We start from the raw sequence: 23,636 nt of genomic DNA, 5'->3' as shown, positions 1-23,636 counted from the left end.
GGTCAGGGGGCGCGATGGGGCCCCTCCCACGCGCGCGTGCCGGGCGGCGGGCGGCGGCCATCGGTCCTGGCCCGCGGCACGGACGACACCGCGTTCCGCTCCGCGCGCTCGCTCGTCGGGCTCCCACCGCCGGCCTTCGATCACTCCGGCGAGTGAACGGTCTCGCGGCGCGCGCTTGCCGCCGTGGTGGGCGCGGCTGTGGGCGCGGCTGTGTGGGCTGGTCCGGGCGGTCGCGGCTGGGGGACGGCGCTCGGTCCGGGGGTGCATCGGGAGTCGGCGGGGCTCGGCTCAGCTCGGCTCGGCCGGCGCATTGCCCCAAGGCCGTCACATTGCCCCAAGGCCGTCACATTGGCCACGGCCGGCACATTGGCCTACGGCCGTGACATTGGCCTACGGCTCGCACATTGGCCTACGGTCGGCCCTCCTACCCCACCGCCGACCCGTCGCGCCGCCGCCCGCAAGCCCCCGATGCTCCAGTGCCGTTGGTGCCTTGTCGCCCCGTGGGTCGCAGGTGGGGCCCGGCGTCGGCGACACTTCTCACGCGCCGGGCTGGAGCCCAACATCGGGTCCTGGTCGGTGGTTGTCAGTGCCGCGGTCCACAATGGTCCGCGTCAGATCCGTCCACGCCTCAGCAAGGAGCCGGCAGCGATGGCCCGCCGCAGCACGAAGACCCCGCCGCCCGACGACTCGTACGAGGAGAGGATCCTCGACATCGACGTCGTCGACGAGATGCAGGGCTCCTTCCTCGAGTACGCGTACTCGGTCATCTACTCCCGAGCCCTGCCGGACGCCCGCGACGGCCTCAAGCCGGTGCATCGCCGCATCGTGTACCAGATGAACGAGATGGGCCTGCGCCCCGACCGCGGCTATGTGAAGTGCGCCCGCGTCATCGGCGAGGTCATGGGTAAGTTGCACCCGCACGGCGACGCGTCGATCTACGACGCCCTGGTGCGCATGGCCCAGCCCTTCTCGATGCGCGTCCCGCTGGTCGACGGCCACGGCAACTTCGGCTCGCTGGGCAACGACGACCCGCCGGCCGCCATGCGGTACACCGAGTGCCGGCAGGCCCAGGCGACGAGTCTGATGACCGAGTCGATCGACGAGGACACGGTCGACTTCACCCCCAACTACGACGGCCAGGAACGGGAGCCGGTGGCGCTGCCCGCCGCCTTCCCGAACCTCCTGGTCAACGGCGCGTCCGGCATCGCCGTCGGTATGGCCACGAACATGCCGCCGCACAACCTCGGCGAGGTCGTCGCGGCCGCCCGCCACCTGATCCGCCACCCGAACGCGGATCTGGAAACCCTGATGAAGTACGTCCCGGGCCCCGACCTGCCCACGGGCGGCCGGATCGTCGGCCTGGCCGGCATCCGGGACGCCTACGAGACGGGCCGCGGCACCTTCAAGATCCGCGCCACGGTCGAGGTCGAGACCGTGACCGCCCGCCGCAAGGGCCTGGTCGTCACCGAGCTGCCCTTCACGGTCGGCCCGGAGAAGGTCATCGCCAAGATCAAGGACCTGGTCGGCTCCAAGAAGATCCAGGGCATCGCCGACGTCAAGGACCTCACCGACCGCCAGCACGGCCTGCGCCTGGTCATCGAGATCAAGAACGGCTTCGTGCCGGAGGCGGTCCTGGAGCAGCTGTACAAGCTGACGCCGATGGAGGAGTCCTTCGGCATCAACAACGTCGCACTGGTCGACGGCCAGCCCCTCACCCTGGGCCTCAAGGAGCTCCTGGAGGTCTACCTCGACCACCGTTTCGAGGTAGTCCGGCGCCGCAGCGAGTTCCGCCGCGGCAAGCGCCGCGACCGCCTGCACCTGGTCGAGGGCCTGCTCACCGCGCTGGTGGACATCGACGAGGTCATCCGGCTGATCCGGTCCAGCGAGAACAGCGCACAGGCGAAGGAACGCCTGATGCAGCGCTTCTCCCTGTCCGAGGTCCAGACCCAGTACATCCTCGACACGCCGCTGCGCCGCCTCACCAAGTTCGACCGCATCGAGCTGGAGGCGGAGAAGGAGCGGCTGGGCGCGGAGATCGCCGAGCTGACCCGGATCCTCGACTCGGACGCCGAGCTGCGCAAGCTGGTCTCCGCCGAACTGGCCTCGGTGGTCAAGAAGTTCGGCACCGAGCGGCGTACGGTCCTGCTGGAGTCGGCGGGCACCCAGGTCTCCGCCGTGCCGCTCCAGGTGGCCGACGACCCGTGCCGGGTGCTGCTGTCCTCGACGGACCTGCTGGCCCGTACGGCGAACGGCGACCCGTTCGCGGAGGACGACGACGCGAGGCGCTCGAAGCACGACGTGATCGTCTCGGCGGTGCCGGCCACGGCGCGCGGCGAGGTGGGCGCGGTGACGTCCACGGGCCGGCTGCTGCGGATCAACGTCATCGATCTGCCGCAGCTGCCGGAGACGGCGTCGAGACCGAACCTCGCGGGCGGCGCGCCGCTGTCGGAGTTCGTCTCGCTGGACGACGGCGAGACTGTGGTCTGCCTGACGACCCTCGACGAGTCCTCCCCGGGCCTCGCGCTCGGCACGGAACAGGGCGTCGTGAAGCGCGTGGTGCCCGACTACCCGTCCAACAAGGACGAGTTGGAGGTCATCACCCTGAAGGACGGCGACCGGATCGTCGGCGCGATCGAGCTGCGCACCGGTGAGGAGGACCTGGTCTTCATCACGGACGACGCCCAGCTGCTGCGCTACCAGGCCGCGCAGGTCCGCCCGCAGGGCCGCGCCGCCGGCGGCATGGCGGGCATCAAGCTCACCGAGGGCGCGAAGGTCATCTCCTTCACGGCGGTGGATCCGGCGGCCGACGCGGTGGTGTTCACGGTCGCGGGCTCGCGCGGCACCCTGGACGACTCGGTCCAGACGACGGCCAAGCTGACCCCGTTCGACCAGTACCCCCGCAAGGGCCGCGCCACGGGTGGCGTGCGCTGCCAGCGGTTCCTGAAGGGTGAGGACTGCCTGTCCCTGGGCTGGGCGGGCGCCGTCCCGGCGCGGGCCGCGCAGAAGAACGGCACTCCGGTCGAGCTCCCGGAGATGGACCCGCGCCGTGACGGCTCGGGTGTCTCGCTGCCGAAGACGGTGTCGGTGGTGGCGGGCCCGGTCTAAGGCTCCTCGAAGGCCGCTTCCTCCGGGTCCTGTACGTAGCGCAGAACGCCCCACATGCCCTGCTCGTCGGCGTGTGGGGCGTCGCTCTTGCACGCCTCGAGTTCCTTGGTCAGGGCGGCGGTGTCGATGCCGGAGCCGATGAGGACGAGCTGGGTGAGGCGTGCCTCGGCGTCGGGCCACGGTTCCGGGTAGAAGCGCAGGAACCGCCCGACGGCGTGCACGGCGTAGCGGTTCGCGGCGTCGTACGGCCCGAAGTCGACGTACCCCTTGATCCGGTACAGCCCCTCCGACCTGCCGTCCAGGAACCCCATCAACCGCCGTGGATCGACAGGGATGTCGGACACGAAGGACAGGCTGTCGTAGGCGCTGTGCAGATGACCGCTGTGGTCGGCGTGGTCGGTGTGGTGCTCGCCGTGCTGGTGGAGGTCGTCGAAGGACAGCTGCCCGATGCGCTCCTCGCTGGGCCGGCAGTCGAAGAGGAACGCGGGGTCGATGCACCCGTAGGTGGCGGGGACGACGGCGGCGCGGTCGGCGAGCTGACGGACGATCCCGAGGACGCGTTCCCCGTCGGTGGCCCGGTCGAGCTTGTTGACGACCGCCAGGTCGGCGAGGGCGAGGTGCCGGTCGATCTCGGGGTGCTTCGCGCGGGTGTCGCCGAACTCGGCGGCGTCGACGACCTCGACGAGCCCGCCGTACACGATGCCCGGGTGCTCGCTGGCGAGCAGCATGCGCACGAGTTCCTGGGGTTCGGCGAGCCCGCTGGCCTCGATGACGATGACGTCGATGCCGGTGGACGGCCGTGCGAGGCGCTCCAGATAGACATCCAGCTCACTGGCGTCGACCGCGCAGCACAGACAGCCGTTGCCGAGGGAGACCGTCGAGTCGCCGAGCGCGCCGGCGACGGCCATGGCGTCGATCTCGATGGACCCGAAGTCGTTGACGATGGCTCCGATGCGGGTGCCTCCGCTGCGGTGGAGGAGGTGATTGAGCAGAGTCGTCTTGCCGGAACCGAGGAATCCGGCGAGAACGACGACCGGAATCTGCTGCGGGCCGGGGGTCGGCTTGCTCAACGTGCGACCTTTCTCACGCCGACGGGTGCACCGGCTCGCGGCCCGGCGCGCATACGAGGTTTTGAATGCCGCCCCAGGATACGAGCCGGAAGAATCCCCGCGAAGTGAACGATTGTTAGCAGCACTTGCCGGGCAGACGTTGGGCATGGCGCCGGAGTGTGCGACCCTCGCTTCCCTCCGTGCGCCTCCTCTCCGCCTCCCCGCCGATCAGAGCCGCTCGGCACTCTGGGAGACGGCAAGCGCCGCCCACCGCTCGCCGGTCCCCTCCAGTCGACCCACATCCCGACGACCGGCGGACGGCCGCCTGATCGGGGGTAGTTGACATGACCACACAGAAACACCTCGCGGGGAGGCTGCGCTCCGCCGCGCTCGCCCTCCTGGTCGCCACCGCGACCGCGACGGTGGCCGCACATCTACGACGGTCGGAGGAAACACGTCTGCGCGAGAAGCAGTTGGAACTCGAGGAGTTGGCGATCCACCGCAAGGCCGTGGCACACCAGCAGCGCATGCAGTGGGAACTGCTGGCCAGGGCGATCGACGATCCTTCGCTCGCCTCGGTGATCGACACCTACGACAAGAACATCCCGGTGGAGAGGCGCCGCCAGTTCTTCTACGCCAACGCCTGGTACGTCCACCTGTTCCACCTCCACCGGGCGGGAATTCTCGACCGTGAGGAGCTGTACCGGCATCTGCGTGAGTTCTTCCAGAGCCCGATCTTCCGCGAGTACTGGGAGGCGTCGCAGCACATGCGTGCCTCCCTGAACGAGGCGTCCGAGGAGGCTCAGCTGGGGCACATGGTCGACGGTCTCGTCAGAGACCTCGACGAAGCCGATACCGACGAGTGGTGGGTCGTCGGCGATCCGCCGACCGACTGACCGGGCCCGGCGCGAGACACCGTGGTGGTCAACAGAGCAGCGACTGGAGCGCGACTGGGTGAGTTTTCGCGATCAAGACCTGGTGAGTCGAGAAACACCAGTAACCTGCTCCCCACCATTATGCCCAGCCCTAAGGACCACTGTTGAAGATCGTGCGCCGCATCGGTGTGCCTCCAAGCGCCCGTGGCAGTAATTCAGGAGCCACCTGCCCGGACGTGTTCGAACTCAGCGACGGTAACTTCGCTGTCATCGGCACCGAGGCCACCCAGGCGCTTGACCCGGAACTGCCCGCCGATGCCGCGCGCGCCGACTACGAACGCATCGTCATCGTCAGCCGGGAGACTCTGATCCGCGCCAAGGCCGACATCCCCGACGCCTGAAGCCACCGCACGAGCACGCGTCCACCCCAGACCCGTACCGTCACACTCCCCGGCTGCGAGCAACCGCCCCGCGAACCGGGCCACCCGACCTCGCGAGCAGCCGGCACCCCGTCACTGCTCGATCCTCACCGATGAGGCCTGGCGCCAGAACGGCACCAGGCCACACGCGTGTCTGGGGCCGCTTGAGCAGCGCAGCTGCCACGTCGACTCAAGTCAGGTTAGGCTCACCTCTGTGAGTACGTGCTCAACCGTCTCGCAGGACCTCGCTGAGCCCATCGCGGGGACCGCGGCGACCGCGACGACCTGGCTGCTGCTGGAGCAGCCCGGCCCGTGGGGTGCCAAGGCGCTCACCCAGAGCCACCTGGATCCCGCGCTGGGCCGTGCCCTGGAGGCGGCCGCGCAGGGCACGGGCGTACGCATCGCGCTGATCCGCCGCCCGGGCCGGCACGCCGACTGCGGCGGGCCCTCCGAACGCCAGGTCTACGTGGCCCACACCGTGCCCGGAAACGTCTGGCTGCGCACCGCCACGATCAGCGACCCCCAGCAGCTGCTCGACCTGGACTTCGCCGCCCTCGGTATGGGCGACCACCACACCTTCGACGCCGTCCTCCAAGGGCGGCCCCACACCGGCAACCCCCTCGCGCTCGTCTGCACCAACGGCAAGCGGGACCGCTGCTGCGCACTCCTGGGCCGCCCGCTCGCGGCCGAGCTGGCGGCCTCCGGCGTGGACGGCGTCTGGGAGGTCACCCATCTGGGCGGGCATCGCTTCTCCCCGACACTGCTCGTGCTGCCGTACGGCTACGCGTACGGCAGGGCGCAGGCCCATGCCGTCAAGGACGTCCTGCACAGCGTCCAGGAGGGCCGGATCGTCGTCGACGGCTGCCGCGGGAACTCGGCCTGGGAGCGGCCGGGCCAGGCGGCGGAGCTGGCCGTGCGCCGGGCCACGGGCGAGGACGCCGCGGAGGCGCTGACGGTCGTACGGACGGACGGCACGGCCCCGAGGTGGGAGGTGACCGTCGCGCACGCGGACGGGCGCACGTGGCGGGTCAGCGTGGCCCAGGGCGCCTCCCTGCCGCCCCGTCCGGAGAGCTGCGGGGCGTCGGCGCTGGGCTCGCCCGCGCGGATGGACGTGGTGGCGGTACGCGAACTCAGGGTGACGACGGCGCTCGCGAGCTGATCGGGGAACGTACACGCCGGTCGACCGACCGGCACTCCCGAGGCCCGCCCGATGCCCCGCGTCGATCAGGAGATCCCCGCCACACCCCTCTACGGCCCTCCCCGTACCCCCACGTACCGTCATGGGTATGAGCCCCACTCCCCCCACCCGTCGCCTGCGCCTGGGCCTGCCCCGGCGGATGTTTGCGCAGGTGCTGCTGATGCAGGTGGCGATCGCCGCGGGAGTCGCGGTGCTCGCGACCGGACTGTTCCTCGCTCCGCTCAGCGACCAGCTCGACGACCAGGCGATGCGCCGCGCGCTGTCGATCGCGCAGACCACCGCCGCCCAGCCGCAGATCGCCGAGGACCTGACGAGCACGCCCGCGACGGCCGGCGGCCCGGTGCAGCGGGAGGCGGAGCGGATCCGTGAGGCGACCGAGGCCGAGTACATCGTCGTGATGGACCGGCGGGGCGTGCGCTGGTCGCATCCCACGCCGAGCGAGATCGGCAGGCTCGTCTCGACCGACCCGGGCCAGGCCCTCGCCGGCCATGAGGTCATGGAGATCGACGACGGCACCCTGGGCCGCTCCGCCCGCGGCAAGGTGCCGCTGCGCGACGGCGCTGGCGAGATCGTCGGGGCGGTCTCGGTCGGCATCGCCTACGACAGCGTGCGGGCCCGGCTGATCCACTCGATCCCGGAGCTGCTCGCCTACGCGGGCGGCGCCCTGGCGGTCGGCGCGCTGGCCGCCTGGCTCATCTCCCGTCGAGTCCAGCGGCAGACCCGCGACCTGGCCTTCTCCGACATCTCGGCGCTGCTCGCGGAGCGCGAGGCGATGCTGCACGGCATCCGGGAAGGCGTCGTCGCGCTGGACCGCGGCGGCCGTATCCGCCTCCTCAACGACGAGGCGCGGCGTCTGCTGGGCATCGGCGACGAGGCGGTCGGCCGGTCCCTCGACGAGGCGCTCGGCGAAGGCCGTACGACCGACGTGTTGGCCGGGCGGGTGACGGGCACCGACCTGCTCACGGTCCGCGGTCAGCGCGTCCTGGTCACCAACCGCATGCCCACCGACGACGGCGGCGCCGTCGCCACCCTGCGCGACCGTACCGAGCTGGAGCAGCTCGGCCGGGAGCTCGACTCCACGCGCGGCCTGATCGACGCCCTGCGCGCCCAGGACCACGAGCACGCGAACCGTATGCACACGCTCCTCGGGCTGCTGGAGCTGGAGATGTACGACGACGCCGTGGAGTTCGTCGGGGAGGTGGTCGGTGATCACCGCGCCACCGCGGAGCAGGTCGCCGAGAAGATCCGGGACCCGCTGCTCGCCGCGCTGCTGGTCGGCAAGGCGACGGTGGCGGCGGAGCGCGGTGTCGCGCTGCGTCTGTCGGACCGTACCGGGCTCCCGGACCGGCTGATCGACCCCAGGGGGCTCGTCACGATCGTGGGCAATCTGGTGGACAACGCACTGGATGCCGTCGCGGGGACGCCGCACGCGCGCGTGGAGGTGGAGTTGCGGGCCGAGGGGCGCACCGCGACCCTCAGGGTGCGCGACACGGGGCCGGGAATCCCCGAGGAGCAGCGCGAGTTGATCTTCACGGAGGGGTGGTCCACCAAGCAGCGCCCGGCCCACCGCGAGCGCGGCATCGGGCTCTCCCTCGTGCGCAGGCTCGCCGAGCGGCAGGGCGGCAGCGCGACGGTGGGCGAGGCGGCCGGCGGAGGCGCCGAGTTCGTCGTCGTCCTGCCCGAGGCGCTGGCCGCGCCGGACCTGGAGCCGGTCCTCACCGTGCCATCGGATCCGCACACCGTCGCCGAGGAGGAGTCGCGATGATCGAGGTCCTGGTCGTGGACGACGACACGCGCGTGGCGCGGGTCAACGCCGCCTACGTCGAGAAGGTGCCGGGCTTCCATGTGGCGGGTGAGGCGCACAGCGCGGCCGAGGCGCTGCGCCGCGTGGAGGAGCTGCCCCGGCTGGACCTGGTCCTCATGGATCACTATCTGCCCGACGACACGGGCCTCGCGGTCGTCCAGGAGATGCGCCGGCGCGGTCACCAGGCCGACGTGATCATGGTGACGGCGGCGCGGGACGTGACGACCGTACAGGCGGCGATGCGACAAGGGGCGCTCCAGTACCTGGTGAAGCCGTTCGCCTTCGCGGGCCTGCGCGCAAAGCTGGAGGCGTACGCGGAGCTGCGCCGCACCCTCGACGGCGGCGGCGAGGCCGAACAGGCCGAGGTGGACCGCATCTTCGGCGCCCTGTCCGCCCCCACGGAGCCCGACCTGCCCAAGGGCCACTCCCCCACCACCGCGGAACTCGTACGCCGCGCCCTGATGAACGCCGAAGGCCCCCTGTCGGCCCAGGAGATCGCCGAGCGGACCGGAGTGAGCCGACAGACCGCCCAGCGCTATCTCAAGCTCCTGGAACGTACCGGACGCGCCCGCCTCACCCTCAAGTACGGGGACGCGGGCCGCCCGGAACACCGTTACGTGTGGGCGACCCGCGCCTGAGGCACGGCCCGTGGGGGCGGGGGAAGGAACCGTGCCTTCTCTTCATACGGACAGCGGTCCCCGATCTATCAGCGGTCCCCGATCTATCAGGGGCCCCGATCTATCAGCGGTCGTACGACGACGATGGCGCCGCCCTAGACAGCCCCCGCCCCCGTCAGCGACCGCACCTCGGTCTCCGCGTGCTTGGCCTCGTCGGGTTCCTCGGCCGAGGTGACGGTGCCGAGCCAGCCTGCCGCGAACCCCAGGGGGATCGAGACGAGGCCGGGGTTCTGGAGGGGGAAGTACTGGAAGTCGACCCCGGGGAACAGCGATTCGGGGCTGCCGGACACGACCGGCGACAGCACCACGAGCGCCACGGCCGGGACCAGGCCGCCGTACACGGACCAGACGGCGCCCCGTGTGGTGAAGCCCCGCCAGAACAGCGAGTACAGCAGCACCGGCAGGTTGGCGGACGCGGCGACGGCGAAGGCGAGGCCCACGAGGAATGCGACGTTCAGGTCCCTGGCCAGCAGCCCGAGGCCGATCGCGACCATGCCGATACCGACGGCGGCCACGCGGGCGACGGCCACCTCGCTGCGGGGCCCCGCGTGCCGACGCCGTAGTGAGGCGTACAGGTCGTGGGCCACGGACGCCGAGGAGGAGAGCGTGATGCCGGCGACCACGGCGAGGATCGTGGCGAAGGCGATCGCGGCGACGACGGCGAAGAGAACCGTTCCGCCGGTGGAATCCGCACCGCCGCCGAGATCGAGGGCGAGCAGCGGAACCGCCGTGTTCCCGGCCGTGTTCGACCCACGTACGGCCTCCGGTCCGACGATCGCGGCCGCGCCGAAGCCCAGGACGATCGTCATCAGATAGAAGCCGCCGATGAGCCCGATCGCCCAGACCACCGAGCGCCGTGCCGCGCGGGCGGTGGGCACGGTGTAGAAGCGGGACAGGATGTGCGGCAGCCCCGCCGTGCCCAGCACCAGGGCGAGGCCCAGGCTGATGAAGTCGAAGCGGGCCGTCCAGTCCCCGCCGTACTTCAGACCGGGCGCCAGGAACGCATCGCCGTGGCCACTGCGCTCTGCCGCCGTGAGCAGCAGTTGGTCGAAGTCGCCGTGGAAGCGCAGCAGGACGAGCACCGTCAACGCGATGGTGCCGCCGAGCAACAGGACCGACTTGACGATCTGAATCCAGGTGGTGGCCCGCATCCCTCCCAACGACACATAGATCACCATGAGCGCGCCGACGCCGATGACGGTCCAGGACCGCGCCGCCTCGCCCTCGCCCCCGAGCAGCAGCGCGACCAGGGTGCCCGCGCCCACCATCTGCGCCACCAGATACAGAACGGACACGGTGACCGAGGAAGTTCCCGCCGCGATCCGCACGGGACGCTCCCTCATCCGCGCGGCGACCACGTCGGCGAGCGTGAACCGCCCGCAGTTGCGGACCAGTTCGGCGACCAGGAACAGCACCACCAGCCAGGCCACGAGGAAGCCCACCGAGTACAGCAGCCCGTCGTAGCCGAAGAGGGCGATGAGCCCGGAGATGCCGAGGAAGGAGGCGGCGGACATGTAGTCCCCGGCGATGGCAAAACCATTCTCCATGGGCGTGAAGAGCCGGCCGCCGGCGTAGAACTCCTCCGCGGAACCACGCCGGTTGCGGCTCACCCACGTCGTGATCGCCAGCGTGATCGCGACGAACACGCTGAACAGCAGCAGCGACAGCGTCTGGTGATCGTCCGTCACGCGGCACCGCCCTTCGCGACGCGCGTCAACTCCTGCGTGTCCCAGCGCAGTTCGAGCGCGGCCCGGTCCCTGCGCAGCCGCGCGTGACGGGCGTAGGCCCAGGTGAGCAGGAAGGTGCTGAGGAACTGCCCGAGTCCGGCGAGCAGAGCGACGTTCACGGCGCCCACGACGGGCCGGGCCATCAGCGCCGGCGCGGTCGTGGCGGCCACGATGTACGCCACGTACCAGGACAGGAACACGGCAACCGCCGGCACCACGAACCGCCGGTAGCGGCTGCGCACTTCCCGGAAGGCCGCGCTGCGCTGCACCTCCAGATACACATCACCCGCGACGGGCGCGGCGACCTCGGGAGCGTCCGTACCGTCCAGCTCCCCCCACCCGGAGGCGAGGGCGTCGTACCAGGGGTCGTCGTACCGCGCACCTGTGCTTTCGCGGGGGCGACCGTCGCTTGAGTGCATGCCCAAGCATGGACAGAACGGAAAGATCGCCGACTCGGCTTCTTCACACGCTTCACCCCATCAGGTGATTCGCGCAGCCGTTGCGAAAACCCGCAGCCGCCAACGGCGACAAACCACCGCAGGGGCCACCCGCACCCGACGACGATTGCCGCGGGCGGTGCGGGTGGGAACCCAAAAACGACCGAAGGCGGAGCCGAGGCCGTCTTCCCGGCCCAAGCCCAGCGCAGCGGCTACGCGTCGATACGCGACCGGTCCAACGTGGCCGCCGAGCTGGAGATGAACTCCTTGCGCGGCGCCACGTCGTTGCCCATCAGCAGATCGAAGACGCGCTCGGCGGCCTCCAGGTCCGTGAGGCTGATCCGCCGCAGGGTGCGATGACGCGGGTCCATGGTCGTCTCGGCCAGCTGGTCGGCGTCCATCTCACCGAGACCCTTGTACCGCTGGATGGTGTCCTTGTAGCGCACGCCCTTGCTCTGGAACTCCATGAGCTTGTCGCGCAGCTCACGGTCCGAGTACGTGTAGACGTACTTGTCCTGCCCCTTCTTGGGCTGGATGAGCTCGATCCGGTGCAGCGGGGGAACCGCGGCGAACACCCGGCCCGCCTCGATCATCGGCCGCATGTAGCGCTGGAACAGCGTCAGCAGCAGCGTGCGGATGTGGGAGCCGTCGACGTCGGCGTCGGTCATCATGATGATCTTGCCGTAGCGGGCGGCGTCGATATCGAAGGTCCGGCCGGAGCCCGCTCCTATGACCTGGATGATCGCGCCGCACTCGGCGTTCTTGAGCATGTCGGTCACGGACGACTTCTGGACGTTGAGGATCTTGCCGCGGATCGGCAGCAGCGCCTGGAACTCGGAGTTCCGGGCGAGCTTGGCGGTGCCGAGCGCGGAGTCTCCCTCGACGATGAACAGCTCGCTGCGGTCGACGTCGTCACTGCGGCAGTCGGCGAGCTTGGCGGGCAGCGACGAGGACTCCAGGGCCGTCTTGCGGCGCTGCGCGTCCTTGTGCTGGCGGGCCGCGATGCGCGTACGGGCGGCGGCGACGGCCTTCTCGAGGACCACGCGCGCCTGTGCCGCGGCGTCCCGCTTGGTGGACGTCAGGAACGCCTTGAGCTCCCTGGCGATCACCGTGTTCACGATGCGCCGGGCCGCCGAGGTGCCGAGGACCTCCTTGGTCTGGCCCTCGAACTGCGGCTCGGCGAGCCGGACGGTGACGACCGCGGTCAGCCCCTCCAGGGCGTCGTCCTTGACGATGTCGTCCTCGGCCACGCGCAGCATCTTCTTGGTGCGCAGCACCTCGTTCATGGTGCCGGCCACGGCCGTCTCGAAGCCCGCGACGTGGGTACCGCCCTTGGGGGTGGCGATGATGTTCACGAACGACTTCAGGGTCGTGTCGTAGCCCGTGCCCCAGCGCATCGCGACATCCACATCGAGCTCGCGGGTGACCTGGGTGGGCGTCATCTGGCCGTGCTCGTCAAGCACGGGGACGGTCTCCTTGAAGGTGCCCTGACCCGAGAAGCGGAGGACGTCGCACACCGGCTTGTCGGTGGCCAGGTACTCACAGAACTCGCTGATGCCGCCGTCGAAGCGGAAGGACTCCTCGCCCTTGCTGCCGCCCTCGCCGAGGCCGAACTCGTCACGGACGACGATGGTCAGGCCGGGCACCAGGAACGCGGTCTGGCGGGCGCGCTGGTGCAGATGCTCCAGGGAGAGCTTGGCGTCCTTGAGGAAGATCTGGCGGTCGGCCCAGTACCGCACGCGCGTACCGGTGCGGGTCTTGGGGATCTTCCTGCCCTTGCGCAGGCCGCCCTTGGACTCGAACTTGGAGTCCGGGCCGTCGGTCGCGAAGGCTCCGGGGACACCGCGCCGGAAGCTGATGGCGTGGGTGTGGCCGCTGCGGTCCACCTCGACGTCCAGCCGCGCGGACAGGGCGTTCACCACGGAGGCGCCCACGCCGTGCAGACCGCCGGAGGCGGCGTAGGAGCCGCCGCCGAACTTGCCACCGGCGTGCAGCTTGGTCATGACGACCTCGATGCCGGACAGGCCGGTCTTGGGCTCGACGTCGACCGGGATGCCCCGGCCGTTGTCCCGGACCTCCACGGACCCGTCGTCGTGGAGGATCACGTCGATGTGGTCGCAGTATCCGCCGAGGGCCTCGTCGACGGAGTTGTCGATGATCTCCCACAGGCAGTGCATCAGACCGCGGCTGTCGGTCGACCCGATGTACATGCCCGGGCGCTTGCGCACGGCCTCGAGCCCCTCAAGGACGAGCAGGTGCCGCGCGGTGTAGTTGGAACCGTCCCGGTCTGCTCCTGCCAGCAGCGCTGTGGACGGCACGGACGTCTCGGCGGTCACGCGGTTCGCTCCTCGCTGAATTTCAGGTGGCGCCCTGATGGGTAAGGGCGCGGCTTCGGTCGCCGTCAAGAGGGTACCGAGGCCTGGTAGAGCCGTTGTAACGCCACCCTCGTACGAAACACAGACTAGTCCAGGGTCGCATGCATGTTCGATCCCTCGATGGGGTGAAGTACATATCACGTTCCCTTCCAGGCATGAACCATTTAGGCTCCGGGCACGTCCTCATGAACAAACCGGCAAGCCAGCCGGGAGGACCGACCTTGACCGACAGCGCGAAACCGTAAGCACGACAGATACGCAATACGGCACATTCGCCGCCACCTGGCAGCAGCCAGCCGCCCCGGAAAAATTTCTCTCTGGGAGAAGCCGCGAGCGGGAACGTTTTGGGGCTGGTTGGATGTTGACCCTGGTACGACAGCTCGTCGAGCTAGAGAAGAGGCGACGTGACTACTGTTCTGACCCCCGCGAGCCCGCTGACGGCCGCTGACCGCTGCGACCGTTGCGGCGCCCAGGCGTACGTGCGCGTCGTCCTGCTCAGCGGCGGAGAGCTGCTCTTCTGCGCCCACCACGGCCGCAAGTTCGAGCCGGAACTCAAGAAGATCGCCGCTGAGATACAGGACGAGACGGAGCGGCTGACGTCCGTTCCCGAAACGGCGTCCGAAGATGAGCGCTGACACCTCGCATTAACGACGAGCCAGCTCCGGCACAGGCCGGTCGACGGGCGGCTGCCCCTGACAACAGGGGCGGCCGCCCGCGCTCGTGTCCCGCGAGCCCTCAGCCGCCCGCCTGACGCTCCCGCACAGCGGCCCGCTAATCCATGGCCCGTACGACCTCGGACACCCGCGTGTACACGCCGGGACTGCCCGCACGACCGCACCCGTTCCCCCAGGACACGAGCCCGATCAGCTTCCCCTGGGCGACGAGCGGCCCTCCGCTGTCCCCCTGACAGGCGTCCCGGCCCCCCGCCGGCTCCCCCGCGCAGAGCATGCTGTCGGCCAAGTACCTGCCGTCGCCGCCGCCCGGATACGCCTGCCTGCACAGGGCATCGGGCAGTACGCGCACCCGCGCCGCGCGCAGGCCCCGCGGATAGTCGCCCGCACCCGTGACGTCCCCCCACCCGTAGACCAGGGCCTGCGTCCCGGGCAGGTAGGCGGGATCGCCGGCACCGGCCATCCTGATCACCGCACTGGCGGGAAGGGGCCGGGCAAGAGTGACGACGGCGAAGTCGCCGCTGTTGCTGTCCTCGTCGTAGTCCGGGTTCACCCAGGCGCCACGGACGGCGGTCTCCTGGCCCCGGCCGGACAGCAGGTCGGTACGGCCGGAGATGACCTTGAGGTCGCGTACCTGTTCCGGCGACGATCCCAGGACGTCCTCGCCCAGACAGTGGGCCGCGGTCAGCACGCTGGACCGCCCGATCGCCACACCGACGCAGAACTGACCGGCCCGCGTACCCCCGAACCGGTCACGGCTGGACAGCGCCACGGTCCAGGGACTGCCGGACACATCGACCGGGAACCCACCGACGACGACACTGTCAGCGGCCGCAGGGGCGGCGGACACCAGCGGCATGGCTGTCGCCACGGCTGCCAGAACCAGCGGCCGGGCCAGCGCCCGGGCAAAGGGACGACGCATGGCGCTCCTCACTCTCGGGTGGTCATGGGAAACCCAGAGTGAGTCAGGCCGCCGCACCCCGCACCCGCACGCCAAGACGAAGGCCCGGCCCCACTCGGGGACCGGGCCTTGCGCGTCGTACGAAGACGCGTCGTGCGAGGGCGACCTAGTCGAGGTAGTCGCGCAGCACCTGGGACCGCGACGGGTGGCGCAGCTTCGACATGGTCTTCGACTCGATCTGGCGGATGCGCTCACGCGTCACGCCGTAGACCTTGCCGATCTCGTCGAGGGTCTTCGGCTGACCGTCGGTGAGACCGAAGCGCATGGAGACGACGCCCGCCTCGCGCTCGGACAGGGTGTCGAGGACCGAGTGCAGCTGCTCCTGGAGGAGCGTGAAGCTGACCGCGTCGGCCGGGACGACGGCCTCGGAGTCCTCGATCAGGTCACCGAACTCGCTGTCGCCGTCCTCGCCCAGCGGGGTGTGCAGGGAGATGGGCTCACGGCCGTACTTCTGGACCTCGATGACCTTCTCGGGGGTCATGTCGAGTTCCTTGGCCAGCTCCTCCGGGGTGGGCTCGCGGCCCAGGTCCTGGAGCATCTGGCGCTGCACGCGCGCGAGCTTGTTGATGACCTCGACCATGTGCACCGGGATACGGATGGTGCGGGCCTGGTCGGCCATGGCGCGGGTGATCGCCTGACGGATCCACCAGGTGGCGTACGTGGAGAACTTGTAGCCCTTGGTGTAGTCGAACTTCTCGACCGCGCGGATCAGACCGAGGTTGCCCTCCTGGATCAGGTCCAGGAAGAGCATGCCACGGCCGGTGTAGCGCTTGGCCAGGGAGACCACGAGTCGGAGGTTGGCCTCCAGCAGGTGGTTCTTGGCGCGGCGGCCGTCCTCGGCGATGATCTCCAGCTCGCGCTTGAGCTTGGGGGCGAGCTTGTCGGCGTTGGCCAGCTTGTCCTCGGCGAACAGACCGGCCTCGATGCGCTTGGCGAGCTCGACCTCCTGCTCGGCGTTGAGCAGCGGGACCTTGCCGATCTGCTTGAGGTAGTCCTTGACCGGGTCGGCGGTGGCACCGGCTGCGGCGACCTGCTGGGCGGGCGCGTCGTCCTCGTCCTCGTCGGAGAGTACGAAGCCGGCGCTCTCGGCGCCCTCGGGCTCGTCGCCGGTCTTGCCGGGGGTCTCCTCGAGAGCCTCGTCCTCGGGAACCTCGGCGTCGTCCTTCTTGGCGGTGGTCTTCTTGGCAGCCGTCTTCTTGGCGGCGGCCGTCGTCTTCTTCGCGACCGTCTTCTTGGCGGTCGTCTTCTTGGCAGCGGTCTTCTTCGCGGGGGACTCGTCCTCGACGGCGGATTCGGCCGCGGGCGCCTCGGGCGTGGCGGTTGCGGTGGCCTTCTTGGCGGTCACCGTCTTCGCCGCGACCGTCTTGGTGGCGGTGCGCTTGGCCGGACTCTTCGCTGCGACGCTCTTTCGGGTGCGCTTGGGCTCCGCGGCACTGACCATCAGCGTCACACCCTCTTCCTCGAGGATCTGGTTGAGGCTGCGCAGTACGTTCTTCCACTGAGTGGCCGGAATCTGGTCGGCTTCGAAGGCCCGACGCACATCGTCGCCGGCGATCTGCCCCTCAGCCTTTCCCCGCTCGATAAGAGCCATGACAGAGACGGACTCGGCGATCTCCGGCGGGAGCGTACGGGATGTGCTGGCCGACACGAACAACCTCTCGGAACGTTGGAAAGCGGCTTCCGGCCCCGTCCACAGCGGACAGGAGCCGACCACCGGCCTGGGGAGGACCGACGGTGCGGGCGGGGGCCGGGAAGATACACAGCGCCTTGAACGGCGTCCGTATTCCCTCCTCGGCAGTCACCTCTTAGGTCATCGCGCTGTTTCCCCGAGTGTTACGCCCAATCTGCGTGGCCCGAGTCACATCCCATAACCGGTCAAAAGCGCGCAGACACGGACAGAAGTGGTCGCCAGCCGCCTGAACTACGCACTGTACGGCGATTCCGCCACCCAGTCGCACCGTCGGACCCGCAGGATCCGTGGGGATCCTGCGGGTCCGACGGGAGGGGGTGCACAGGCCGGGAACGCCACAGGAGGGGGGAGGCGTCCCTGGCCGCGCCACCGTGGTGCGCGATCAGTGCTCGCGGGGTGCGGGCACCACGCGCTCCACCTCAGGGTGGACGGTGAGCAGCTGACGCATGGCCGTCTCGGCAGCCGCGCCGTCGCCGGTGGCGAGGGCGTCGACGATCCTGCTGTGCTGCACCAGCGAGGTCTCGTTCGGCCGGTCACAGCCGGTCACGGGGCCGCCGGAGACCTGGAGGGCGGCCGAGACGATCCCCGAGAGGTGCTCCAGCATGCGGTTGCCGGCGACCTGGATGAGCAGGTTGTGGAACTCGGCGTCGGCGCGGGAGAAGGTGAGGACATCACCCTGCCCCATCGCGTGGCCCATGATCTCGACCATGTCGGCGAGCCGCTGCTGGACGTCGTCACGCCCGTGCCCGGCGGCGAGGCGGGCGGCGAGGGGCTCGATCGTCCAGCGCAGCTCGCTGAGCTCCCGGCGCTGGTCGTCGCGCTGCGGCCCGAAGGCCCGCCACTCGATGATGTCCGGGTCGAGGAGGTTCCAGTCACTGACGGGGCGCACGCGCGTGCCGACGTTCGGGCGGGCGCTGACCAGGCCCTTGGCCTCCAGAACGCGGAGCGACTCGCGGACTACGGTGCGGGAGACCTCGAAACGCTGGCCGATCTCCTCGGGCACGAGCGGGCGGTCGGCGCCCAGGTCCCCGGAAACGATCATCTGGCCCAGCTGTTGAACGAGTTGGCCGTGCAGCCCGCGTCCGCGGCTGCCCGCGGCGCGCCGGCCGACACGGCCCAGTTCCGGGTCCGCGCCGTCCCACGCGGGGGCTCCGACGCGCTCGGCGACAGGGGCCTCGGCGTAGGGGTAGCGGTCGAGTTCGCCCGGGCCGGCCAGACCGGAGTCGGTGGAGCGGGCGGCGGTCATCATGGTGTGCGCAAGGGTACTCACGGATCCTTTGTCGGCGCCCTTCTCAACTCCCTTGAGGTCTTTGGTGAAAAGCACACGAAAGGGTGATCGCTCACCCCGTCGCAATTGACGCCTTATCGGAAAGAAATGGGCTTTCCCCGGGGAGTTGTGAGCACGACAGATCGGGGAACGGCACGGACGGTCGTCATCGGACCCTGCCTCGTAGGGTCGTGAACAGATAGGCGCAGAGCAGAGCGGTCAGCGACAACGTCATTGCGCCGCCCACAGGTTGACCGATGACCCGCGCGACACCCGCCAGATACCGCTCTCCCCCGAACGGCCACTGCGACAGGAGCACCTCCCGCAGTCGCAGCGGAAACCCGGCCGCCGATCGCACGGACGGTCCCACGACGACCTTCTGCACGAGGGGTACGACGACGATGGGCACGGTGACCACCGCGGCGAGCCCGGCCGTGGTGGAGCGGAAGAGGCCCGCGGCGAGCACGCCGGCCCAGGCGCAGCCGACGACGAGCCCGATCCAACTCGCACTCAGCGAAAGCCAGTCGGCGGGAACTTCCGCGAGTTCCCGTCCGTAGACGAGATAGAGCACCTCGATGTCGCAGCCCACGGTGAAGACGGCGAGCGCCAGGGCGGTGGCGGAGGCGACGAGGAGCTTCGCGGCCAGCAACCCCAGCCGACGGGGGACGGTGCCGCGATCCGCGGCCAGGGCGGGGTGGCGGAACTCGTCGCCGAACGCGATCGCCCCGAGCAGCCCGGCACCGAGCGCCGCGGGCGGCAGCGGAAGCTCCCGCGGCCACGCGACCAGCAGGCGCGCGTGCGGCGTGTGCCCGATGCGGGCGAGCATGACGGCGGTGAGGGCGGACACCACAAGGACCACGCCCACGGTGACGAAACCCGTGCCGACACCGGCTGCCCGACGCAACTCGTAGCGAAGGGGACGCAGGGGGCTGGGGGCGGGGCGGACGGAGATGGGGGGCGGGAGGTCGGGCAGGTCGTCGACGGGCGAGGCGGACGAGCGCGACCCGTCGGCCTTCGACGAAGGCTCGTCCTCAGCCTCCTCCGGACCCGCGGCAAAGTCCTCGCGCACTGCGGTCCCGGCCCGCTCCCCGTCGGCCGTCCGCGGCATCTCGGACCGCGCCGCGAGATCACCGGCCGCGGCCTGCCCGTCGCCCCGCTTCGGCGCGCGGGGGGCCCTGCGCCTGCGATCGCCGACTGCGGCCGCGTTGCCGTACGTATCCTGCGGCGCCTCGTCGGCCCGCGGCTCGATCGAGTCGGGGTCCGGCTCGGTGTCCGGCCCCATGTCCCCGATCTCGTCGGCGAGTTGATGTACGAGGATGCCGTTGCGGAAGGCGATCTCGCCGACGTCGGCGCAGTTACTGCCGTACACCGAGAGGCGGTTGCCGCTCTCTCGTACGACCTCGACGGAGCGGTGGGCGGTGCGCGCCTGCTTGGTGAGCAGGGCGGCGAGGCGCGAGGCGTGGGGTGTGCGGACGGCGACGCGGGGGCGCAGGCGGGTGCGCGCGAACTCGGCGGCGTCCTGGTCGGCGATGAGCCTGCCCCGCTCCAGCGTGACGACGTGGTCGGCGGTGCGTGCGGCCTCCTTGGAGTCGGCCGTGGTCAGCAGGACCGTGCCACCCTGGGCCGCGTGTGCGCGCAGCGCGCCGTGCAGCCAACGGCGCTCGCGGGTCGTGAGCCCGTCCGCGGGATCGTCGAGGACGAGCGTGTGCGGATCGGCAAGGAGCGTGCAGGCCAGACCGAGGCGGCGGTCCATGCCGCGCGAGAGGGTGCCGAGGCGTTCGTCGCGCAGGCTGACGAGGCCGACCACCTCCAGGACCTCGTCGGCACGCCGGGCCGGCACACCCGCCGCGGCGCACAGCATGCGCAGATGACCGCGCACCGAGCGCGCCGGATGCCCGGGGACATCGCCGAGGAGCACGCCGACCTCCCGCGAGGGATGCGCCATGCGGTGCAGGGGGCGGCCCCTGAAGAAGGTGATGCCACGGCCCTGTTGGAGTTCGAGCATGAGTCTGAGCGCCGTCGTCTTGCCCGCTCCCGCCACTCCGAGCAGCGCGGTGACACGTCCCGCACGAGCCTCGAATGACACGTCGTCGAGGGCGGGGGGAAACTCCTTGCGAGGGTTGCTGGTCAGTCCGATCGCCTGGATCACCCGCAGCAAGATAGCGCGCTATGTCCGTTTTTTCCGGTAGGGCAAGGCCCTCTACGCCGACGGTAATCCGCCCGGTCGGGCACGGTTCGCCCTTCGGCCCCGGACCGGGACACGTCGAACCCACCCCCGGACCGGTGTTGTGTTGCGCCTCCGACTCCCGCGTCAGACCTCGGGGCGCAGCATCGGCGGGTTGAGCAGCGTGGCTCCGCCTGCCCGGAAGAGCTGGGCGGGGCGGCCGCCCTGACGGGTGGTGGTACCGCCGGTGGGGACGAGGAAGCCCGGCGTGCCCGTCACCTTGCGGTGGAAGTTGCGCGGGTCCAGCGCCACGCCCCACACCGCCTCATAGACGCGGCGCAGCTCCCCGACGGTGAACTCGGTCGGGCAGAACGCCGTGGCCAGCGACGAGTACTCGATCTTCGACCGGGCACGCTCCACACCGTCGGCCAGGATCTGCGCGTGGTCGAAGGCGAGCGGCGCGACCGGTTCGCCGTCACGGCCGTATCCGCCCTGCTGCAACAGCTCGTCGACCGGGGCCCAGCGGGCGTTGCTGGCGTCGCCGCCCGCGCGGGGCGCCGGCAGATCCGGGGCCAGCGCCAGGTGGGCAACACTCACCACCCGCATCCGCGGATCCCGCTTGGGGTCACCGTAGGTCGCGAGCTGCTCCAGGTGAGCGCCGTTGTCCTGGACGGGGACGGCGGGGTCGTGGGCCCGCAGCCCGGTCTCCTCGGCCAGTTCACGCGCGGCGGCCTGCGCCAAGTCCTCGTCGGCCCGCACGAACCCGCCTGGCAATGCCCAACGCCCTTGAAACGGCGGTTCCCCCCTGCGCACCGCCAGCGCGCACAGGGCATGGCGGCGCACGGTCAGCACGACCAGGTCCACGGTGACGGCAAAGGGCGGGAAGGCTGACGGGTCGTAGGGCATGCGGCGATCATAGTCGTCTGCCTGACGATAAACACTCCCTTCGTCCAGCCCATCGCCTGTTGATCCAATTCGGGTCCGGTGTGAGCGTCACCGGCCTCGGAGGTGGCTTTGTCCGGTCGTGCGGCGCGTGTGTCGCGCGCGGTCACGTCACGCGTCGTACGCGGTCCCGTCGTGCATCGTGCGAGGTCGGGTCATGTTCTCGTGCCAGGTCAAGCCACGTGTCGTGCCGGGTCAGGTCACGTGTCGTGCCGGGTCACGCCATGTGCCGCACCACCTCTTCACACTCGCAGCTGCAGCCCAGCGGCCGCCTCCTCGACCATGGCGAGACCGAGCCGGCTGACGCGTACGGCGAAGGGTGCTCCGGCGACCCGAAGGCCGGTCAGGACGATCTCGCCCAGCGGCGCAGCGCGCATGGGCCGCAGAGTGACCGTCCCCGCCGGGGCGTCCGGGCGTATGCCGGCGAGCGTGGCGAGCAGCAGCACCCCGGCTGCCGCGGACGTGGCCGCCGGGCGGCAGGCTGCCGGGTGCGGGAGAGGAGCGCCTCCTTCGCTGCGCGCCTCCCCCGCGTACATGTCCGGGAGCCGGTGGCCGAACGCCTCTGCGGCCGCCAGTACGCCCCGCAGCAGTGCGCTCGCCTCTTTCTCGTAGTCGGCCGCGGCGAGGCCGGCCACGGCGACGGCCGTCTCATGGACCCTCACGGCGCCGCTGCGGTGACCGAAGGGGTTGTGCCCAGCCTCCTTCGCGCTCAGTCCACGCAGTCCCCAGCCCGAGTCCATAGCCGGACCGCCGAGCAGCCGGGCGAGTTGCTCGGTCTGCACCTTGTCGAGCAGACCGGGGGCTAGTTCTCCCCCGCCCAGCAGGCCGGTGTCGAGGAGGTGGGCGGCAGCGGCCCCCAGGTACGGCACGGGGCGTCCGTCCGGTGTCCGGGCAGCGGCGGGCCTGCCACCGCCCAAGTCGTCGAGCCAGAAGTCCGCTCGGAACGCCGTCCGAAGTGCCCCGGCCCAGTGCCGCAGCTCGGCACCTCCCGGTCTGCCGCAGGAGTCGAGCAGATCGGCGCCGAGCAGAGCCGCACGGTGGGCATGAGCCTGGGTCTCGCAACGGACGGGACCGCCGGGATGCGGGTCGGGCAGATACGTGCCGTCGCCCACGGTGGTCCGCAGCCAGCTCAGGCACCGCTCAGCCGTCGGCAGGAGTTCCTCGGTCTCGGGTTCGGGCAACCCCCAGCGTCTGGCCTCCGCAAGCAGCGCGGGGAAGAGCAACGTGGCCTCCGTGCCGGTGCATCCCGGTGGCAGATGCGTGCCCGCGTCCCGTCTCGGTCCGGGGATCATGCCGGACTGCGGTCCCTTGTCGCGGAGTTGGGTGCGGGCGAGTGTGCGCAGAGTGCCCGCGGCGAGCCGGGTGCCCAGGGGCAGGGTCATCCGGGCGGCGGCTAGGGCCTCGGCCGGGGCCAGTCCACAGCGCCAGGGCGCCCCGGCGGCCAGGTGAGTGTCCGAAGGGTGGGCGGGGTCGCGCAGGAGGAGACCCTGAAGGTCGTCGATGCTCGTCCGCAGTAACGCCTCGACTCTGGGATCGTCGCCCGCCGCCCGCGCGGGAGCCAGCGGGCTGGTCGCCACCCGGCCCACGGCACGCACGGGTCCGGCTCCGTCCGGTCGCACCCGCAGCTCGATGTTCGCGGTGCCTCCAGGGGGCAGCTCGAACTCCCAGCGCAGCAGCCCTGCCGAGGCCAGCGCGTCGGTGGGCGGCGGGTCGGCCGTGACCGTCGAGTTCCCTCTGGCTGACGACCAGCGCAGGCCGGAGTCGTGAACGCTGGCCGGCAGTTCCGGTCCGGTGTTGCCGCACGCGATGGCACCGAGGTCGGCAAGGTCCGTGGCCAGCGCGACTTCGACCGGCAGACGCAGGGGGCGGACGGCCGCACTGCGCAGGGTGATCCGCTCGGTGCCGTCCGCGTGACGAGTGCGCTCGACGACGACGTCCGGGTCGGGGCCGTCCTGCGGGGAGGTGCGCAGCGTGCCCACGAAGCGGACACAGTCGGCCGCGGTCATCCGGGCCTGGACCGCGAGCGGTTCACGTCCGGCGACGCGAACCTGGCATCGCGAGAGCATGCGCCGCCCTGCGCGGTAGAACCCGTCGAGACCTCGGCCGGTCAACTGGCCCTGCTCCGTGGAGATTGCGAGGCCCGGGAGGGCGACGCAGATAAGGGCGTTGTGGGTGGGGGGTAATGCGGCGGAGTGGCGGGCGGTTGGTGGCTGGGTGGGGGAGCCGGTGCGTTGAGCTGGTTGGACCGGAGTGGACTTGGATTGATCTGGAGGGG

The 23,636-nt window shown here is 70.7% G+C and carries 17 protein-coding genes; 7 read left to right on the top strand and 10 right to left on the bottom strand.

The features are described 5' to 3' along the window. Positions 1-648 precede the first annotated feature (648 nt). A complete protein-coding gene (locus OG254_RS35730) occupies positions 649-3,105 on the top strand; it encodes a DNA topoisomerase (ATP-hydrolyzing) subunit A (protein ID WP_405590156.1) in 2,457 nt (818 codons plus the stop codon). Here the strand turns inward: OG254_RS35730 and OG254_RS35725 are convergent. Next, positions 3,102-4,175, bottom strand: a complete 1,074-nt coding sequence (locus OG254_RS35725; protein WP_405590154.1) for a CobW family GTP-binding protein — start codon at positions 4,173-4,175, stop codon at positions 3,102-3,104. The genes OG254_RS35730 and OG254_RS35725 overlap by 4 nt on opposite strands. Before the next feature lie 323 nt (positions 4,176-4,498). Between OG254_RS35725 and OG254_RS35720 the strand changes: the two genes are divergently transcribed. From OG254_RS35720 to OG254_RS35700, 5 genes are all read left to right on the top strand, one after another. Next, positions 4,499-5,050, top strand: a complete 552-nt coding sequence (locus tag OG254_RS35720) for a DUF6082 family protein (protein ID WP_405590151.1) — start codon at positions 4,499-4,501, stop codon at positions 5,048-5,050. Between the two features lie 143 nt (positions 5,051-5,193). Beyond that, complete coding sequence (locus OG254_RS35715; protein WP_405590148.1) at positions 5,194-5,430, top strand: hypothetical protein; 237 nt, start codon at positions 5,194-5,196, stop codon at positions 5,428-5,430. 232 nt (positions 5,431-5,662) lie between these two features. Continuing rightward, positions 5,663-6,607, top strand: coding sequence for a sucrase ferredoxin (locus tag OG254_RS35710; RefSeq protein WP_405590145.1), 945 nt, complete (start codon positions 5,663-5,665; stop codon positions 6,605-6,607). A 127-nt stretch (positions 6,608-6,734) separates the two neighbouring features. Continuing rightward, entirely contained in the window at positions 6,735-8,411 is a 1,677-nt protein-coding gene (locus tag OG254_RS35705) for an ATP-binding protein (RefSeq protein ID WP_405590142.1), read from the top strand. After that, the gene (locus tag OG254_RS35700; RefSeq protein ID WP_147994188.1) at positions 8,408-9,088 is read left to right on the top strand and encodes a response regulator; all 681 of its coding nucleotides are present in this window, start codon (positions 8,408-8,410) and stop codon (positions 9,086-9,088) included. Before OG254_RS35705 ends, OG254_RS35700 begins: the two co-directional genes overlap by 4 nt. A 134-nt stretch (positions 9,089-9,222) precedes the next feature. Here OG254_RS35700 and OG254_RS35695 read toward each other — a convergent pair whose 3' ends face one another. From OG254_RS35695 to OG254_RS35685, 3 genes are all read right to left on the bottom strand, one after another. Next, the gene (locus tag OG254_RS35695; RefSeq protein ID WP_405590139.1) at positions 9,223-10,815 is read right to left on the bottom strand and encodes a cation acetate symporter; all 1,593 of its coding nucleotides are present in this window, start codon (positions 10,813-10,815) and stop codon (positions 9,223-9,225) included. Further along, positions 10,812-11,273, bottom strand: a complete 462-nt coding sequence (locus tag OG254_RS35690; RefSeq protein WP_405590136.1) for a DUF485 domain-containing protein — start codon at positions 11,271-11,273, stop codon at positions 10,812-10,814. The genes OG254_RS35695 and OG254_RS35690 overlap by 4 nt, the downstream gene beginning before the upstream one ends. A 230-nt stretch (positions 11,274-11,503) precedes the next feature. Continuing rightward, positions 11,504-13,627 (bottom strand): type IIA DNA topoisomerase subunit B, encoded by a 2,124-nt coding sequence (locus OG254_RS35685; RefSeq protein ID WP_405590130.1) that lies wholly within the window; start codon positions 13,625-13,627, stop codon positions 11,504-11,506. A gap of 443 nt (positions 13,628-14,070) precedes the next feature. On the opposite strand from OG254_RS35685, the gene OG254_RS35680 reads away from it, so the two are divergent. Continuing rightward, positions 14,071-14,301 carry a hypothetical protein gene (locus tag OG254_RS35680; protein WP_351186805.1) on the top strand — a complete coding sequence of 77 codons (231 nt, stop codon included), beginning with the start codon at positions 14,071-14,073 and terminating at the stop codon, positions 14,299-14,301. Positions 14,302-14,437: 136 nt separating this feature from the next. On the opposite strand, the gene OG254_RS35675 is transcribed toward OG254_RS35680, so the two are convergent. The 6 genes from OG254_RS35675 to OG254_RS35650 all read right to left on the bottom strand — a co-directional run bounded on the left by OG254_RS35675 (position 14,438) and on the right by OG254_RS35650 (position 23,520). Then, positions 14,438-15,259: a S1 family peptidase gene (locus OG254_RS35675; protein ID WP_405590128.1), complete on the bottom strand. Its 822-nt coding sequence runs from the start codon at positions 15,257-15,259 to the stop codon at positions 14,438-14,440. Between the two features lie 145 nt (positions 15,260-15,404). Then, positions 15,405-16,946 carry an RNA polymerase sigma factor gene (locus OG254_RS35670; RefSeq protein WP_405590125.1) on the bottom strand — a complete coding sequence of 514 codons (1,542 nt, stop codon included), beginning with the start codon at positions 16,944-16,946 and terminating at the stop codon, positions 15,405-15,407. A 424-nt stretch (positions 16,947-17,370) separates the two neighbouring features. Beyond that, on the bottom strand, positions 17,371-18,258 hold the full coding sequence (locus OG254_RS35665; protein ID WP_405590123.1) for a FadR/GntR family transcriptional regulator: 888 nt from the start codon (positions 18,256-18,258) through the stop codon (positions 17,371-17,373). 163 nt (positions 18,259-18,421) lie between these two features. Beyond that, positions 18,422-20,404, bottom strand: a complete 1,983-nt coding sequence (locus OG254_RS35660) for an ATP-binding cassette domain-containing protein (RefSeq protein ID WP_405590120.1) — start codon at positions 20,402-20,404, stop codon at positions 18,422-18,424. 162 nt (positions 20,405-20,566) lie between these two features. Next, a complete protein-coding gene (locus OG254_RS35655; RefSeq protein WP_126395568.1) occupies positions 20,567-21,325 on the bottom strand; it encodes an NUDIX domain-containing protein in 759 nt (252 codons plus the stop codon). A gap of 278 nt (positions 21,326-21,603) precedes the next feature. Beyond that, entirely contained in the window at positions 21,604-23,520 is a 1,917-nt protein-coding gene (locus tag OG254_RS35650; protein ID WP_405595379.1) for a glycogen debranching N-terminal domain-containing protein, read from the bottom strand. Positions 23,521-23,636 lie beyond the last annotated feature (116 nt).

This window comes from Streptomyces sp. NBC_01092, from assembly GCF_045039535.1.
Lineage (GTDB): Bacteria > Actinomycetota > Actinomycetes > Streptomycetales > Streptomycetaceae > Streptomyces.
Note: the sequence above shows the minus strand (reverse complement) of the source record. Positions and strands in the feature narration are given on the sequence as shown.